We start from the raw sequence: 14413 nt of genomic DNA on the forward strand, positions 1-14413 counted from the left end.
TGAAGCTATGCACTTTTATTGTGCAACATTACACACTAAACAGCGTGCGTATACACCTTGTGGATCGTTGTAATCTTTAAGGTTTTCAACTTCAGTACTTAATTGGTTAATAACACTTTGTAAATTAGCTTGTGTTGCTAACACAGATGTTTTTTGTGTTTGCAAACCAAGCATAGATTTAATAGACGCATTACCAAAAATGTTTTGGATCATTTTTTCTTGCGAGCTTAAATCTTGTTTAATAGTTTTAACTTCATAATGATTAAGCTTGGCAAGTGCAGCAGCGGCTTCAATCGCACCTTGTTTGTCGCCTAGCTTATCAACCAAACCTAGTTCAAGTGCTTGAGATGCAATCCATACACGGCCTTGGGCAATTTTGTCAACCTGCTCAGGCGTCATATTACGCGCATCAGCAACAACATTTAAAAAGCGTCCGTATGCTTCCTCAACGTTCATTTGAATTACTTGACCCATTTTTTCATTTAGTGGACGAGTGATAGAAAAGCCAGCCATTTCGGTTGTTGCAACGCCATCTGAATAAACACCAATTTTCGATAAGGTTTTCTCAAATGTCATAAAGGTACCAAATACACCAATTGAGCCTGTAATTGTACTTGGTGCTGCCCAAATTTCGTTTGCAGCAGAGGCAATCCAATAACCACCTGATGCAGCCACAGAACTCATTGAAGCAATAACAGGTTTACCAGCAGCCTTAAGGGCTAATACTTCAGCACGAATAACTTCAGAGGCAAACATACTACCGCCACCAGAGTCGATACGTAGTACAACCGCTTTAACTTTATCATCAAGGCGTGCTTTACGAAGTAGGGCAGCTGTAGAGTCACCCCCAATTTCGCCCGCTTTACGCTCACCATCAACAATCGTACCTTTAGCAACAACTACCGCTACTTTTTCGGTAATAGGGTTATCAATTTCAATAGGCGGTTTAATTAAGCTTAAGTATTCACGAAATGAAACTTGCTTAAATGTCTTACCATCTTCTTGTGTGCCCACTAAATCAATTAATTGTTTGCGAACTTGCTGATTTGTTTTTAAAGAGTCAACCCACTGGTGATCAAGTGCATATTTACCTGCATCGCCATCGGCAGCTTTCATTTTTTCTAGATATACGTCCATTGTTTCGTCAAAATTTGACTCATCAAACGGGCGAACAGCGGCAACATCTTGTTTGTATTCGCTCCAAAGAGCGCCTAACCAAACGCGGTTAGCTTCTTTAGCTGCATCGGACATGTCGTTACGAATAAAAGGTTCTACTGCTGACTTAAATGTACCAACACGGAAAATATGCTGCGTTACTTCAAGCTTTTCAAGTGCATCTTTAAAGTAAAGCGGGTACATGCCATAACCTTCAATACCTACGCTGCCGTATGGGTGCATAGCTATTTCGTCAGCATGCGATGCAATATAGTATTGCGCTTGAGTATAGTAATAACCCGATGCAATTACTTTTTTGCCAGCTTGCTTGAAGGCATCAATAGCCTTTGTAATTTGCTTAAGTTTATTTAAATGTGCTTTAGGCATCTCTTGTAAATCAAGCAATATCACCGTGATACGATCGTCTTTAGTCGCCTCGTTTATTACTTCAACAATATCGTCGAGTAATATTTCGCTTGGTGCTTCAGAACCAGAAGTTGCATCACTAATTGCGGCTTCAACTGGGTCTATATATGTTTTCTCTTCAACAATAGGGCCATTTAAGTTAAGCCTAAGTACAGAGCCATTTTCAACTATTATTTGATCATCGTCACTTGAGAGTGACACAAAGAAAACAATTACCAGTAATAAAAACAAAATGTTTAGTATTAAGCGACGAGAAAAATTAATTCCAGCCCAAATACCTTTAAATACCTTTGCTATCAAAATAGCTCCTTAATTTGGTACAGTTAATACATTAGTCCCATCTTAGCTTAGAATAAAAATAAATTTAACTGCTAAATCGTAACGAAGTGTTTATGAACCTATATAAACGTAAGTTTTTACTGCTATTTTTAATTAAATGCATGCACATATTGCTTATTACTTGCCATTAAAGCAGAATTAGCTAATGTATACAGGTTAGACCAGTTAACGGGGCACAAGATGTTAGAACAACAATTACAACTAAAACACACACAATTACGTAACCGCTTGGTTATGGGCTCAATGCATACAGGTCTTGAAGAGGGCTGGCATAACCGCAAACGCTTACGTGCATTTTATGAAGCACGTGCAAAAGGTGGCACCGCGATGTTAATTACAGGCGGATACAGCCCTAATTTACGTGGCAAGCTAACACCTATTTCTTCCTCATTTAATAGTTATTACGATGTGTTTAAGCATCGCGCTTACACAGATGCTGTGCATAAACACGGTGGAAAAATTTGTTTGCAATTATTACATGCTGGACGTTATGCATACCATCCTTTCAATCAAGCACCAAGTGCAATAAAAGCACCTATAAATCCTTATAAACCTAAAGCGATGTCGCTTGGCTCGATTAAAAAAACAATTAAAGACTTTGCGCATTCTGCCTATATGGCTGAAAAAGCCGGCTACGATGGCGTAGAGGTCATGGGTTCTGAAGGGTATTTGATTAATGAATTTATGGCGCCGCACACCAATAAACGCGATGATGAGTTTGGTGGCAGCTTAGAAAATAGAATGCGACTTGCACTTGAAATAGTTAAAGCTGTAAGAGCAAAAGTATCTGAAAAATTCTTAATTATTTTTAGATTGTCGGTCATTGATTTGATTCCAAACGGTTCAACACCAGAGGAAGTTGTTATTCAGGCTACCGAACTTGAAAAAGCGGGTGTTGATATATTTAACACTGGTATTGGTTGGCACGAAGCGCGTGTACCGACTATTGCGAGTATGGTGCCACCGGGTGCATTTAAAGAAGCATCAAAACGTTTAAAAGACGTGGTGAGCGTGCCAGTTATTGCTGTTAACCGAATTAATACTCCAGAAATTGCTAACGATATTTTAAATGCAGGCGAGGCTGATTTAATTTCGATGGCACGTCCGTTATTGGCTGATCCTGAGTTTTTTAATAAGTATGTAAACAATCAATCTAAACAAATTAATATTTGTATTGGCTGTAACCAGGGTTGTCTAGATCACGTATTTAAAAATAAACGTGCTACGTGTTTAGTTAATCCACAAGCTGCATTTGAGCTAGATTACCCGCTAGAGCAAGCAGCCAAAGCTAAAAATGTATTAGTTGTCGGTGCAGGTCCTGCTGGTTTATCAGCAAGTTGTTACTTGGCTCAAAAAGGGCATAACGTCACGTTAATTGATCAAAAATCGCAAATGGGCGGTCAATTTAATTTAGCCATGCAGATACCGGGTAAAGAAGACTTTAACCATACACTTACTTACTTCACAAATGAGCTCGAGCGATTAAAAGTAACAGTGGAGCTTGGTAAAGCTTACGACGATTCAATGCTTAAAGATTATGATGATATTGTTTTTGCAACAGGCGTTAGGCCGCGTGAAGCCTCTATTAAATGTAGTGATGATAAGCGTGTGTTTGCTTATGACGAAGTCATACGCGGCGAAGTAGAATTGGGCAAATCAATCGCTATTTTAGGTGCTGGCGGTATTGGTTTTGATATGGTTGCTTTTTTAAGTGAACATAAATCACAATCCATTAGCGAGTTTAAAACGCAATGGGGGATTGAGTGTGATGCACAACCTCATAAAGACGAGCGCCAATTGTATATGTTAAAACGAAGTTCGAGTCGTTTTGGTAGTGAGCTTGGTAAAACCACTGGTTGGATACATCGCCAAGTTGCTAAACAGCATGGTGTTAAACAAATTGCTGACTGCCAATATCAAAGTTTTGATAAAAATGGGTTAACAATTAATGTTGCTGGAGAAGTTCAAGTACTGCCGGTAGATACTGTTATTGCGTGTATTGGTCAGGTTTCTAATAGTGAAGTACTAGAAGGTTACACAGATAACGCAAAAGTGCATGTGATAGGCGGAGCTAAATTGGCTGCTGCAATTGATGCTAAACGCGCTATTTTTGAAGCTCTACAAGTGGCGAGAAGTATTTAACCTTTGTAAATAAATTGAAATAGTTTATCAATTTATACGGTCTTTGTTGTTTATAGTCTATAACTTAATAAACATTGAACACACAGGATACGCATGAATAAACTAATCAGTTTTTATAACACAATATTGGGTAAGCTATCGTTTTAGATGGTTTACCTGCTTTACTATTTCGCTTAATTTTAGCTCCTGTTATGATCATCGCAGGTTATAACAAACTTGCTATAAGCACTGAAAAAGAAGGCTTTCTAAATAACTTTTTAGCATCTCCTGATGTCGTTCAATGGTTTGGTAATAGTGAATGGGGTTTAGGCTTGCCGTTTCCTGACTTACTAGCTTTCTTAGCTGGATGGAGTGAATTTTTAGGTGGTTGGTTGTTATTATTTGGCCTTTTAACTCGCTTAGTCAGTATCCCGCTTATGTTCACAATGGTTGTAGCGGCTACTTCAGTACATTGGCATAACGGGTGGTTTGCAATAGCGCCGACTAATCCAGAAACAAGTGCTGCGCAAGTACTTGATTGGCTATCTATCCCTGGTGCAAAAGAAAGCCTCGAAAACTCATTAGAAGTACAAGACAGGATAGGGAAAATTCGAGGCTTAGTTGAAGAGCATGGCTTTCCTGATTACCTATACGAAAAAGGTAAACCATCTATTTTAAATAATGGCATAGAATTTTCGGCAATTTATTTTGCTATGCTCCTAAGTTTATTTTTTATGGGCGGTGGGCGTTTTGTTAGTATTGATTACTGGTTAAAGCGAAACGTTATAAAAAAATAACGCATTAAATGTATTTTATTAACGGCTGCATAGTTGACCCTTTGCGGCCGTTTTGCATTTTTAATTTCTCGGTATTTATTATTTAAGGTTTTAAATGTTACTCTATCGTTTTGAATTTTGAGGAATCGTTATGAACGCTATCGAGCTTTTACTTACCCGCCAATCAGACTCTAAACTAACAGAGCCGGGTCCTACGCCTGAGCAGCTCGACATAATTAAGCAAGCAGCATTACGTGTTCCTGATCATGGCTGTATAGCACCGTGGCAGTTCATCATTGCTCAAGGTGATGCACGCAATAAACTGGGTGAAATTTACCATCAAAGTGCAGTGGCAGAGCAACAGACAGAAAAAGTAATTAACCGTGCTAAAGAGCTTCCCCTTCGTGCGCCTATGATTGTAATAGCAATTGCTAAATATCAAGAACACCCAAAAGTTCCTCGTATCGAGCAAGTACAAAGTGCAGGCTGTAGTGTATTAGCAATGCAACAAGCTGCATTTGCTCAAGGTTTAGGTGGTGTTTGGCGCACAGGTTACTTTGCACAAAGTAGAGCAGTCAAAAAAGCGCTTAACTTACATGAGCAAGATGAAATTGTAGGGTACTTATACATTGGTACTCCTCAAGTCGAGTGTAAAAAGCCACCTCGCCATAAACCAGAACATTATTTTAGTAATTTGTGAATAGTATGAACTTTATGCAATTTGCATAGTCATAACTCATTAAGGTTACCAAGAGTAATATAAAAGAGTTAGTGGTTTGGCTGTGAGAAGCGCTTGGAAGCACAAAAGTTAATAATTCTTCTTCAGTTTGTTTTTTAATCGGTTGTTTTTTGATACATTATGGAAAGTCTTAATAAAAATAACGATAAAGAAGACGAAAACAATGGGAAATTTATTTTTACAGGAAAAAGAAAACTGGCTTGCGTGGTCAATTTGGGGAATCGTTGGTGCTTTTGTAACTTTGTATGTTGCAATGAGTACAAATGCAGCGCATTTTATAGCAGGCTCTGCAATAGGTATGCTAATACTGTTAACTTTGTGGATGCAACAGTCTAAACGTTTTGACTTTGGACGGGCATTTAAAGTGTGTTGTTATGTTTTAGCGCTAAGTGTACTCCCCGCTTTTATGTTTGTAATAGTGCCAAGTGATGATTTAAATCGGTTTGACTTAATTTTTCAAAGTGTAACATTCACGGCACTGAGTTTATTGGCTTGTTTGATTTGTTCTTGGATTGCTCGCAGGCCCAAACAATATTACTGAGTATTGAATTAATAAGCGTGTTGCAGTAAATAGCGCAACAAAAGAGCAATGTGACTTGTTTTTAGTCGTTTAATTATTATTTACGATTAATTTATATTTAGCTCTTTACAAGTAACACGTTTAACCATATTATTCGCGCCGTACGGAGAGATGGCAGAGTGGTCGAATGCACCGGTCTTGAAAACCGGCATGGGTTTATAGCCCATCTAGGGTTCAAATCCCTATCTCTCCACCATTATTTAAAAAAACCGCCTTATAGGCGGTTTTTTGCTTTGTGGAGTTTAATTAATGACTAAAGCAACGAACCTATCAACCTCACAGCTATTAATAAAACATCTTTTATTATGGATGGTATTTGGTTACTGCTATCAAAGTGCTATTAGCTTGTTGGCAAAAATGGCGGTCGACGCACAACCAGAATATCCTTTAATTACCGCTTTTGCTTATGGTCTTGGTTTTAATATTTTGGCTGCCCATCTTATTACTAAATATGATAAACATTGGCCAGTAATTGGCTCTGCTTTTATTGGTTTAGTAGGCTTAGTTGCAGTGCCATTTTTATTGTCTGGTGAATCTGGATTATTAGCTATTCCTTTACTTGTTGGAATTTTATTCACTTTACCGCTTTGTAGTTATATTGTTGGCCTAATTAAGCTAAAACTCAGCAAAAACTAGCCCCAAACGGGGTTTATTTTGTGATAGCATATACGTGTCTTTTAACTAACAAAACGTGAAAAACACATTATGTCAGATAATTTTACTACAGATGCTGAAAAAGCAAGTTACGGTATTGGCTTACAAATGGGTGAGCAACTTAAGTCTAATCCTTTTGAAGGCTTAAACCTAAATTCAGTATTTGAAGGCATGAAAGATGCGTACGCTGGTAGCGCATTTCAAGTTGAGATCCCTGAGATTCAAGCTGCATTCGAAAAGATTAACGAAGAGATCCAAGCTCGTCGTGAAGAAGAATCTAAAGTACTTTCTGCAGAAGGTATTGCATTCTTAGAAGAAAACGCAAAACGTCCTGAAATCACAGTAACTGAGTCTGGTCTTCAATATGAAGTACTAGCGACTGGCGAAGGCGAAAAGCCAACAGCTGAGTCTACAGTACGTGTTGATTACCACGGTACACTAATTAACGGTACTGTGTTTGATAGCTCATACGAGCGCGGTCAACCAGCTGAATTTCCAGTTGGTGGCGTGATCAAAGGCTGGACTGAAGCATTACAAATGATGCCTGTAGGTACTAAATGGCGTATCTACGTTCCTCATGAGCTTGCTTATGGTGAACGTGGCGCAGGTGCTGCAATCGCACCTTTCTCAACGCTTGTATTTGATGTTGAGCTACACGAAATCATTTCTTAAATTAAATAAATTTTAATTTAAGAATTTAAAAAGCCGTATTCAATTTGAATACGGCTTTTTTGTGTTTGTAATTTAAGAGTTTTATACCAATTAGCTTAATTAAGTGATCTATTTTTCGCTAAGAAAATTGTGTCGATAACAAGGCAAAAATTTCGTTGTTTAGTTGTTACCACTAATTGCTCTTGCATTGCTCTACCTCCAGCATCCATGCAGTCGTATATCAGAAATTCTTAACGCAGTTAGCATCAGGTTTAATCCTTCAAATCGATTAAGTATAACTGCGTGTTGATATTATATATTCTAAAAATAAAAAACCGCATTAATAAAATGCGGTTTATAAACTAAAACTACTTTTAATTATTAAAAATAGCCACGAACACCAAAGCGGAAGTTTCTGCCTGGTAGTGGTGCTTTATCTTTAATAAATGAGCTATGTACAAAACCTAACTCATCAGTAATGTTATCAACGTTTATATACAGCTGTGCATCGACACTGCCTAAACCTAATTGGTAATTAGCTTGTGCATCAAATAACGTATAGCCATCAGTTTGAGTTTCAAAGGCAGTTACATCGTTTTGATCAAAGTAATGAGTACCCGTTAATGTTAGTTGTAAGTCACCTAAATCGTACTGTAACTCAGAGCCTAATTTATTGGCAGGGATACGTGGTAAATTACCTTCGTCGTCTTTTAGTTTTGCACGAGTTGAGTCACCAAATACTTTAACCATAGCGCTTGGTGTTACTTGGTAATGCGCGTCAAACTCAATTCCATAAAGCTCTGCGTCTTTACTTGTAAACTGATAAACCGCAACAGCATCGTCATGTGCACCAATAGCTGATTCTAAACCATCTTCTTCATCGTAAACTAAACCCGTATTTTCTTGAAAATAAAAGTTTTTGATATCGTTATAGAAAAAGTTAACGGTGTAACCAAAATCACCGCTAAAGCGTCTAAAGCTTAAATCTAAGTTTGTTGAAGTTTCCTGCTTGATATTTTCTGGCTCAAAATGCGCTTCATTATCTTCAATATTGTAACCAAGGCCTAGCTCGTAAGTGCCAGTTGCAATGTGTAAGCCGTTAGATAAAAGTTCTGCCGAAAGCGGTGCTCGTTCTGAATGAGAAATACTTGTAGCGATACTATGACCCGGCTTGTATTGCCAAATGGCACCAGCAGAGGCACTTAAATTGGTAAAACTTTCATTATACCCAATGGTTTCTTCGTCGCTGTGATCTATTTCTACTTCATCGTGGCTATGCTCGTGTGCCGTGATTTGGCTTTCAATTTTGTAATCTTCAACACGTGCGCCAAGTTCAATTGTAACGTCGCCAAATTCACGCTCTTCTAGTAAATATAATGCGTTAGTTGTAGTTACACTTGCGGGTGTAAAGGCTTCTTCACCAATTGCATCGTAGTCAGAATCGCTGTAGTGATAGCCCATCATTCCGTGCCAATCAGCAAACTTATGCTCTACATTTAAACGTGCTTCAGTCGTTTTATTTTTAAAAGTAGTACCAATTTCGCCATCTTCAATTTCGCTGTGCGAGTAATCTGTATAGCCAACACGTAGGTTGATGGTTTCAATCCAGTTATTATGAAGGGCGTAACTTACAAGCCCTTGCCAGCGATTTTGCTCTAAATGTGCGTAAACTGGCTCCTCAGCAGCTTCATCTTCATGTTCTGCATGCTCTTCTTCAGTTTCACCTTCGTGATCGTGATGATGCTCATGCCCAGGAATACCGTAATCAGTATCAATACTACCGTAAGAAAAACCAATCGTTAAATGATCGCCCACATAGCTGGTACCAAAGTTGAGTGTTTCGCTATCAATAAAAGTATTTTCTACAGAATTCTCTGTTTCTACATCGCCATCATCGTCGGCAATAGTAAAGGTAGGTGTTTGGTAATCATCGCCACTGCGCTTAGTGCCATCAAAATGAAAGTTAAAGCCTTCATTACCTGTTTCAAGTTTTGCAGCTACTGTGTTTGAGTTTGACACTGTATCGTGGCTGTATTCAGCAGCACCCGTAAGCTCGTCGATATTGTCTGTAGGAATGCGGTTATCAACCACGTTTACAACACCGCCAATTGCGCCAGAGCCATAAAGTAGGGTACTTGGGCCACGTAATACTTCAATTTGTTCTGCTGCTAGGCTATCGCTTGATGTCGCATGGTCTGGGCCAATGCGTGATGCATCACTGGCATCTAATCCGTTTTGTGTGATTTTAACGCGAGGGCCATCTAAACCACGAATAATTGGGCTTGATGATACAGGGCCAAAGTAACTTGCATTTACGCCTGGTAAACCTTTTAGAGTTTCACCAAGAGTTGGTTTAGATTTATTTCTTAATTCATCACCTGAGAGCACGCTTACTGGCGATATCATCTCGAGGCTATTTTTATGAAGTGCAGAGGCATAAACAACCACTGTCTCAACCGATGTTGGTTTAAGTGACACAGACAGATTATTTGAAGATTCGCTAACAGCAATACGAGAGTCTACGTAGTTGTCTTTACTAATATGTAATTGGCTGTCTGCATCTATATCGATAGCAAACTCGCCTAAATCATTACTTTTAACGCTTTGGTTTTTGCCATGGACATGGATAGAGGCATTTTTAATAGGTTGATTTTTATCATCCATTACTTTACCAGTAACGGTTGCAGCCAAAGCTGATTGAGAACATAAAACAGAAAAAATAGCAGAGGAGATTAATGTTAACTTTGTCATGGATATATTGGTTCGTGGTTATTATGTTGTGATATAATATAACACCGCAAAATTAACGAATCAACAATGTTATAGTATAACTTTGAATTTTGCGATGAATAATCTAAAAATGACGATTAAGCCAATATTATAAAAATTCAAATAATAGGTTTGTGAATAGAAAACTTATCTATTTGACCGAAGAACTCATAGCGCTAACCGGTAAACCTATTTATTTAATAGCGGCTATCTATCATTATCGCATCTAGTTTATGCTGCGCTCTTGTCTGATTTGTTATATCTACAGATTCAATCATTTCGCATTCGTCGCGGATCATCTCTGAAATAAGACTAGGGTAGTGGCGGCAGTCTTCTGGGCGGTCGAGGTAAATACTGCAGGTATACATATTTTTAGCGAGAGGATCTTTTTTAGGCGCAATTTCTAAAAATGGGCATACTTGAAGTCTTAAGCCTGTTTTTGGGTCAAACCAAATTTCGTTGTTTTTAACGTATTCATAAATTTCGGGGTTAAAGAGCTCCCATAAATCTATTTCCTCTTTCGTTGCGCTTAAATCGCCGCCGCCATATTTAATACAGCATTTACCACACTGGTTGCATTCTTTCATAATTGGCTAATTTAGTTGGCTGTTAACGAATTTAAGTTAGTTATTAGTGTAGCACCAAATTTATTATTAACGCTCTACTGAATTTACCCATCCTTTAATTTTTGGGTGTGTAAACAATAGTTAGATACAATAACTTAAGTTAAAACCCCTTGTTACATTTTATATAGTACAGGCTTTATTTAATGGTTAACTCTAAAGGTAGCGAAAATTGTTACAAACCCCGCTTGAGAAACTGTGTGATTGTTAAATGTTGCTGAGCGCGGATACCTAAGCAGGGCGTTATTATGAAAGAGGCTGTCACTAAGTTAAAAACAGAATTTAATGCAAAGTTATTGTATTGGAACAATCTTAAAAGTAGCAAAGCTAAAGCGGCAATCATCCTATTATTTTTAGTTGTCATTGCACTTAAAGTGTTTACGACCATTTTTACGTTGGATTGGGTTGCAAGTTTATTCAGCGTGTAAGTTTACCAAGAGCAATTGCGATAAAGTTTAATCACAGAGTGTTTAACGCCTACGCGATGTTCATTATTAATGTATTATTACGCTATACACCAAATTAAATAAATCAGTTGTTTAAATACGTTTTATAATGACTGTAATGATACATTTTAGCTAAATTGAGTGAGTAAATGAGTTTAGCTGCATTAAAGGATAACCAGTGATGATGAATACAAAAGTATATAAAGCGGTACATGATCTAGCAGAAGATTTAATGGCGGCGGCTAACAAAAATAACCGTGAAAAGTTTGAGTCGTTATTTGCTCAATTAAATGCTATTTGTATTGAAAACGAAAACACCTCAAAAGATCACCCTGTACAATGGGAAACTTTAGCTGATTTTACCGAAGAGTTAGAAGAGGCAATTACTACTTACGAAAAAGCATTAGAAAAGTCGATTGCGATTAATAACAAAGATCACATGTCGTCGGTTTCTTTTTCAATGGCTACATTACAGCTTGAGCTTGGCCAAAAAGATGAAGCTATTAAAAACCTTCAAAATGCTAAAGTCAGCGCCAATAAAATTGAAGACAAAGAGCTTAAAGCTGAAATACACGACCTACTAGAGTCGCTTATTGAAGAAGAAGGTTAAATACATAAAAGCATAACTTATCCATATTAAATGTGATTTTTGTGGATTTAGCTTGAGCTTAATAAAGCGCTGATGGTTTCTAGCCTCAGCGCTTTTTTATGTTCGCTATAAATACTAAACCAAAAGGAAAGGCTTATTATTGAGCTAGCTTATTCATAAAATCGACAATGTACTTTGCAATTTCTACTGGTTTTTCTTCAACGCTAAAGTGTCCTGAATCGAGTAAATGCAGTTCAGCGTTCGGTACATCTTTTAAGTATGCTTTAGCGCCTTCGGCTATAAACGCAGGGTCGTTTTTACCCCATATAATTAACGTTGGTGGTTGGTACTTGCGTAAATAAGCTTGCCACTTTGGATAGTCGAGAAGGTTGTTGTAGTAATCTTGTAGCAATTGCACTTGAATTACTCTATCGGCTTTGGTTTGTAAAAAGTGAAGATCATGCGTCCAGCTATCTGGGCTCATCACTTCTGGGTTACTTTGTACGTCTCGTAAATACTGCTTATTAATAATGGCTTGTTCAGACGTGAACGAATAAATTTTATCTTGCTGAGCTTTCGAACTATCTTCATTCGCGGCTTTAAAAAATGCTTGCCTCGGTAGGGGTAGCCCCTCTAAATACGCATTACCATTTTGTACAATAAGTGCATCAAGTTTATTAGGATTATTTAATAACATTCTAAAGCCTACGGGCGCTCCAAAGTCTTGTATATATAGGCTGTAGCGCTTTACTTTAAGCGTTGTTAGTAACCCTTCAACGTATTGAGCTAGTAATTCAAAAGTATATTTTTGAGTTTCTGGGTTTGGGCGTTCGCTGTAACCAGAACCTAAATAATCAGGTGCTATAACATGATAACGCCCTGATAAAAGCGGAATTAGCTCACGATAAGTATGTGAAGACGACGGATAGCCATGTAAAAGCACAATGGTTTGCTTATTCTGGATGCCAGCCTCTCGGTAAAATATCTTTTTACCGTTTACATTTGCATATTTGTAAGCGGTTTTTGAAGGCCATACAGCATCAGCGGCATATACCTGAGCGGTAAGCGTAGACATTGAAACTAATAAAAACACAATAAATGAGACGATGTGAGCAGGTTTTACTTTAAGATTTTTTTGTATATCTGGGTGCATAAGTAAACTCGTTATTTTTGGTAATGACGCTTTATTAATTTACCAGACCCGTTATTTACACAATTGCATTCAGTTAATAATTACAAGTTACTACTAATAAGGACACAGTAACAATACCTGTGTTTTTAAAGCACATTACCAAATATATAGTTGATTAGAGGGTAAGTGGTTTTTTAGCAGCTTTTTGTACTTTAAAAAGAGATTCGTTAATTTACTTTTGTTACAATTGAGTTGTTGGCTTACAACATTTATACAATGTTAAGTGAGTATTTTGGAGGAAGGACGTGCTCGAACAAATAGAACAATGGATTGATGCAACAAATATTAAATATAAAACCCAAAGAATTAGCTGTGAGAAATTTGCCAGTGAGTTTGCAGGGTTTTATCCTGTCGAATTTTTAAAAAATGCCTTTTCCGTTATTGTCGATGAAATACCCAAACCTAACTTTCCTTTTTTGCGTGAAATGGGATTAGACGATTTTATTGACATGGATGCTGCAGGTACTACATACAAAAACACTTATTACATGCTTCCTTACGTAGCTGATAATTTAGCTGTGCATTTTCATGAACTTGTTCACGTAGCCCAATGGAGTGAACTTGGCGCCGAGGCTTTTATGTTGCGTTACATAACCGAAATTCAGCAGGTTGGTTATAATGCTGCGCCACTTGAAGTCATGGCGTATGGTCTTGATAAGCACTTTACAAATAATGGCAAGAAAATAAACGTGCCTGAACTCGTGGTTCAAGCGTTGTAGTTAATTAACATTTTCAAAGGATTGCATATGACACGCTTTACTGTTTTTTTACTGAGCTTACTTAGTGTAAATGCCTATGCGGCATCGTTTGATGACGATATTGTGGCTGCGTTACTTGAAAGAACAACACATAACGTTACCTATGACGGGTCTTATCGCTCTATTACTTATCCGGGTGGCGATGTGCCCGCTAATGTAGGGGTGTGTACCGATGTAGTTATTCGATCATATCGACTTTTAGGTATTGATTTGCAAAAGCTTGTGCATGAGGACATGTTAAAAAGTTTTGAGCTATATCCCTCTAAGCGTATTTGGGGTTTAACCAAACCGGATAAAAATATAGACCACCGCCGTGTGCCAAACTTACAGGCTTACTTTAAAAATCATGGCCAAGTGCTCGCTAAATCAAGTAACGTGAACGACTATAAAACGGGTGACATTGTAACGTGGATGCTGCCAGGTAATTTGCCGCACATTGGTATGGTTGTGAATGAGTTAGCAAAAGACACAGGGAATCCATTAATTGTTCATAATATTGGTCGAGGACCTGAAAAAAGCGACATGCTTTTCGATTTTAAAATTACGGGGCATTACCGTTTCGTCCCACAAGAATATAAATAACCAGATTATAAGT

13 protein-coding genes, 1 tRNA gene and 1 pseudogene are annotated in these 14413 nt (G+C 37.8%); 11 read left to right on the top strand and 4 right to left on the bottom strand.

Going from position 1 to position 14413, the window contains the following annotated elements:
- Positions 1 to 15 precede the first annotated feature (15 nt).
- Positions 16 to 1881, bottom strand: coding sequence for a signal peptide peptidase SppA (gene sppA, locus GQR53_RS08485; protein ID WP_039489813.1), 1866 nt, complete (start codon positions 1879 to 1881; stop codon positions 16 to 18).
- 219 nt (positions 1882 to 2100) lie between these two features.
- Between sppA and GQR53_RS08490 the strand changes: the two genes are divergently transcribed.
- The 7 genes and pseudogenes from GQR53_RS08490 to GQR53_RS08520 all read left to right on the top strand — a co-directional run bounded on the left by GQR53_RS08490 (position 2101) and on the right by GQR53_RS08520 (position 7462).
- Positions 2101 to 4062: an NADPH-dependent 2,4-dienoyl-CoA reductase gene (locus GQR53_RS08490; RefSeq protein WP_165743573.1), complete on the top strand. Its 1962-nt coding sequence runs from the start codon at positions 2101 to 2103 to the stop codon at positions 4060 to 4062.
- 93 nt (positions 4063 to 4155) lie between these two features.
- A pseudogene (locus GQR53_RS08495) lies at positions 4156 to 4838 on the top strand (DoxX family protein).
- Positions 4839 to 4968: 130 nt separating this feature from the next.
- A complete protein-coding gene (locus GQR53_RS08500) occupies positions 4969 to 5517 on the top strand; it encodes an NAD(P)H nitroreductase (protein ID WP_165723417.1) in 549 nt (182 codons plus the stop codon).
- Between the two features lie 202 nt (positions 5518 to 5719).
- Positions 5720 to 6097, top strand: coding sequence for a hypothetical protein (locus tag GQR53_RS08505; RefSeq protein WP_002962892.1), 378 nt, complete (start codon positions 5720 to 5722; stop codon positions 6095 to 6097).
- 144 nt (positions 6098 to 6241) lie between these two features.
- Positions 6242 to 6332: transfer RNA gene (locus GQR53_RS08510), tRNA-Ser, on the top strand.
- 53 nt (positions 6333 to 6385) lie between these two features.
- A complete protein-coding gene (locus GQR53_RS08515) occupies positions 6386 to 6772 on the top strand; it encodes a hypothetical protein (RefSeq protein ID WP_188160815.1) in 387 nt (128 codons plus the stop codon).
- 69 nt (positions 6773 to 6841) lie between these two features.
- The gene (locus GQR53_RS08520) at positions 6842 to 7462 is read left to right on the top strand and encodes an FKBP-type peptidyl-prolyl cis-trans isomerase (RefSeq protein WP_002962890.1); all 621 of its coding nucleotides are present in this window, start codon (positions 6842 to 6844) and stop codon (positions 7460 to 7462) included.
- A 360-nt stretch (positions 7463 to 7822) separates the two neighbouring features.
- On the opposite strand, the gene GQR53_RS08525 is transcribed toward GQR53_RS08520, so the two are convergent.
- Both GQR53_RS08525 and GQR53_RS08530 read right to left on the bottom strand, forming a co-directional pair.
- Positions 7823 to 10192 carry a TonB-dependent receptor gene (locus GQR53_RS08525; protein ID WP_165743575.1) on the bottom strand — a complete coding sequence of 790 codons (2370 nt, stop codon included), beginning with the start codon at positions 10190 to 10192 and terminating at the stop codon, positions 7823 to 7825.
- 215 nt (positions 10193 to 10407) lie between these two features.
- Positions 10408 to 10797 (bottom strand): YkgJ family cysteine cluster protein, encoded by a 390-nt coding sequence (locus GQR53_RS08530; protein ID WP_024590141.1) that lies wholly within the window; start codon positions 10795 to 10797, stop codon positions 10408 to 10410.
- A 284-nt stretch (positions 10798 to 11081) separates the two neighbouring features.
- Here GQR53_RS08530 and GQR53_RS08535 point away from each other — a divergent pair, with 284 nt between their 5' ends.
- The gene (locus GQR53_RS08535) at positions 11082 to 11261 is read left to right on the top strand and encodes a hypothetical protein (RefSeq protein ID WP_024592379.1); all 180 of its coding nucleotides are present in this window, start codon (positions 11082 to 11084) and stop codon (positions 11259 to 11261) included.
- 199 nt (positions 11262 to 11460) lie between these two features.
- On the top strand, positions 11461 to 11889 hold the full coding sequence (locus GQR53_RS08540; RefSeq protein ID WP_165743577.1) for a tetratricopeptide repeat protein: 429 nt from the start codon (positions 11461 to 11463) through the stop codon (positions 11887 to 11889).
- Positions 11890 to 12025: 136 nt separating this feature from the next.
- Here the strand turns inward: GQR53_RS08540 and GQR53_RS08545 are convergent, their stop codons facing one another.
- Positions 12026 to 13021 carry an alpha/beta hydrolase gene (locus GQR53_RS08545; RefSeq protein ID WP_165743579.1) on the bottom strand — a complete coding sequence of 332 codons (996 nt, stop codon included), beginning with the start codon at positions 13019 to 13021 and terminating at the stop codon, positions 12026 to 12028.
- A 284-nt stretch (positions 13022 to 13305) separates the two neighbouring features.
- Here GQR53_RS08545 and GQR53_RS20845 point away from each other — a divergent pair, with 284 nt between their 5' ends.
- On the top strand, positions 13306 to 13779 hold the full coding sequence (locus tag GQR53_RS20845) for a hypothetical protein (protein WP_165743581.1): 474 nt from the start codon (positions 13306 to 13308) through the stop codon (positions 13777 to 13779).
- A 27-nt stretch (positions 13780 to 13806) separates the two neighbouring features.
- On the top strand, positions 13807 to 14400 hold the full coding sequence (locus GQR53_RS08555) for a DUF1287 domain-containing protein (RefSeq protein ID WP_165743582.1): 594 nt from the start codon (positions 13807 to 13809) through the stop codon (positions 14398 to 14400).
- Positions 14401 to 14413: the final 13 nt, after the last annotated feature.

Origin of the sequence: Pseudoalteromonas sp. Z9A6 (genome assembly GCF_011378805.1) — a bacterium.
GTDB classification, from domain to species: domain Bacteria; phylum Pseudomonadota; class Gammaproteobacteria; order Enterobacterales; family Alteromonadaceae; genus Pseudoalteromonas; species Pseudoalteromonas distincta.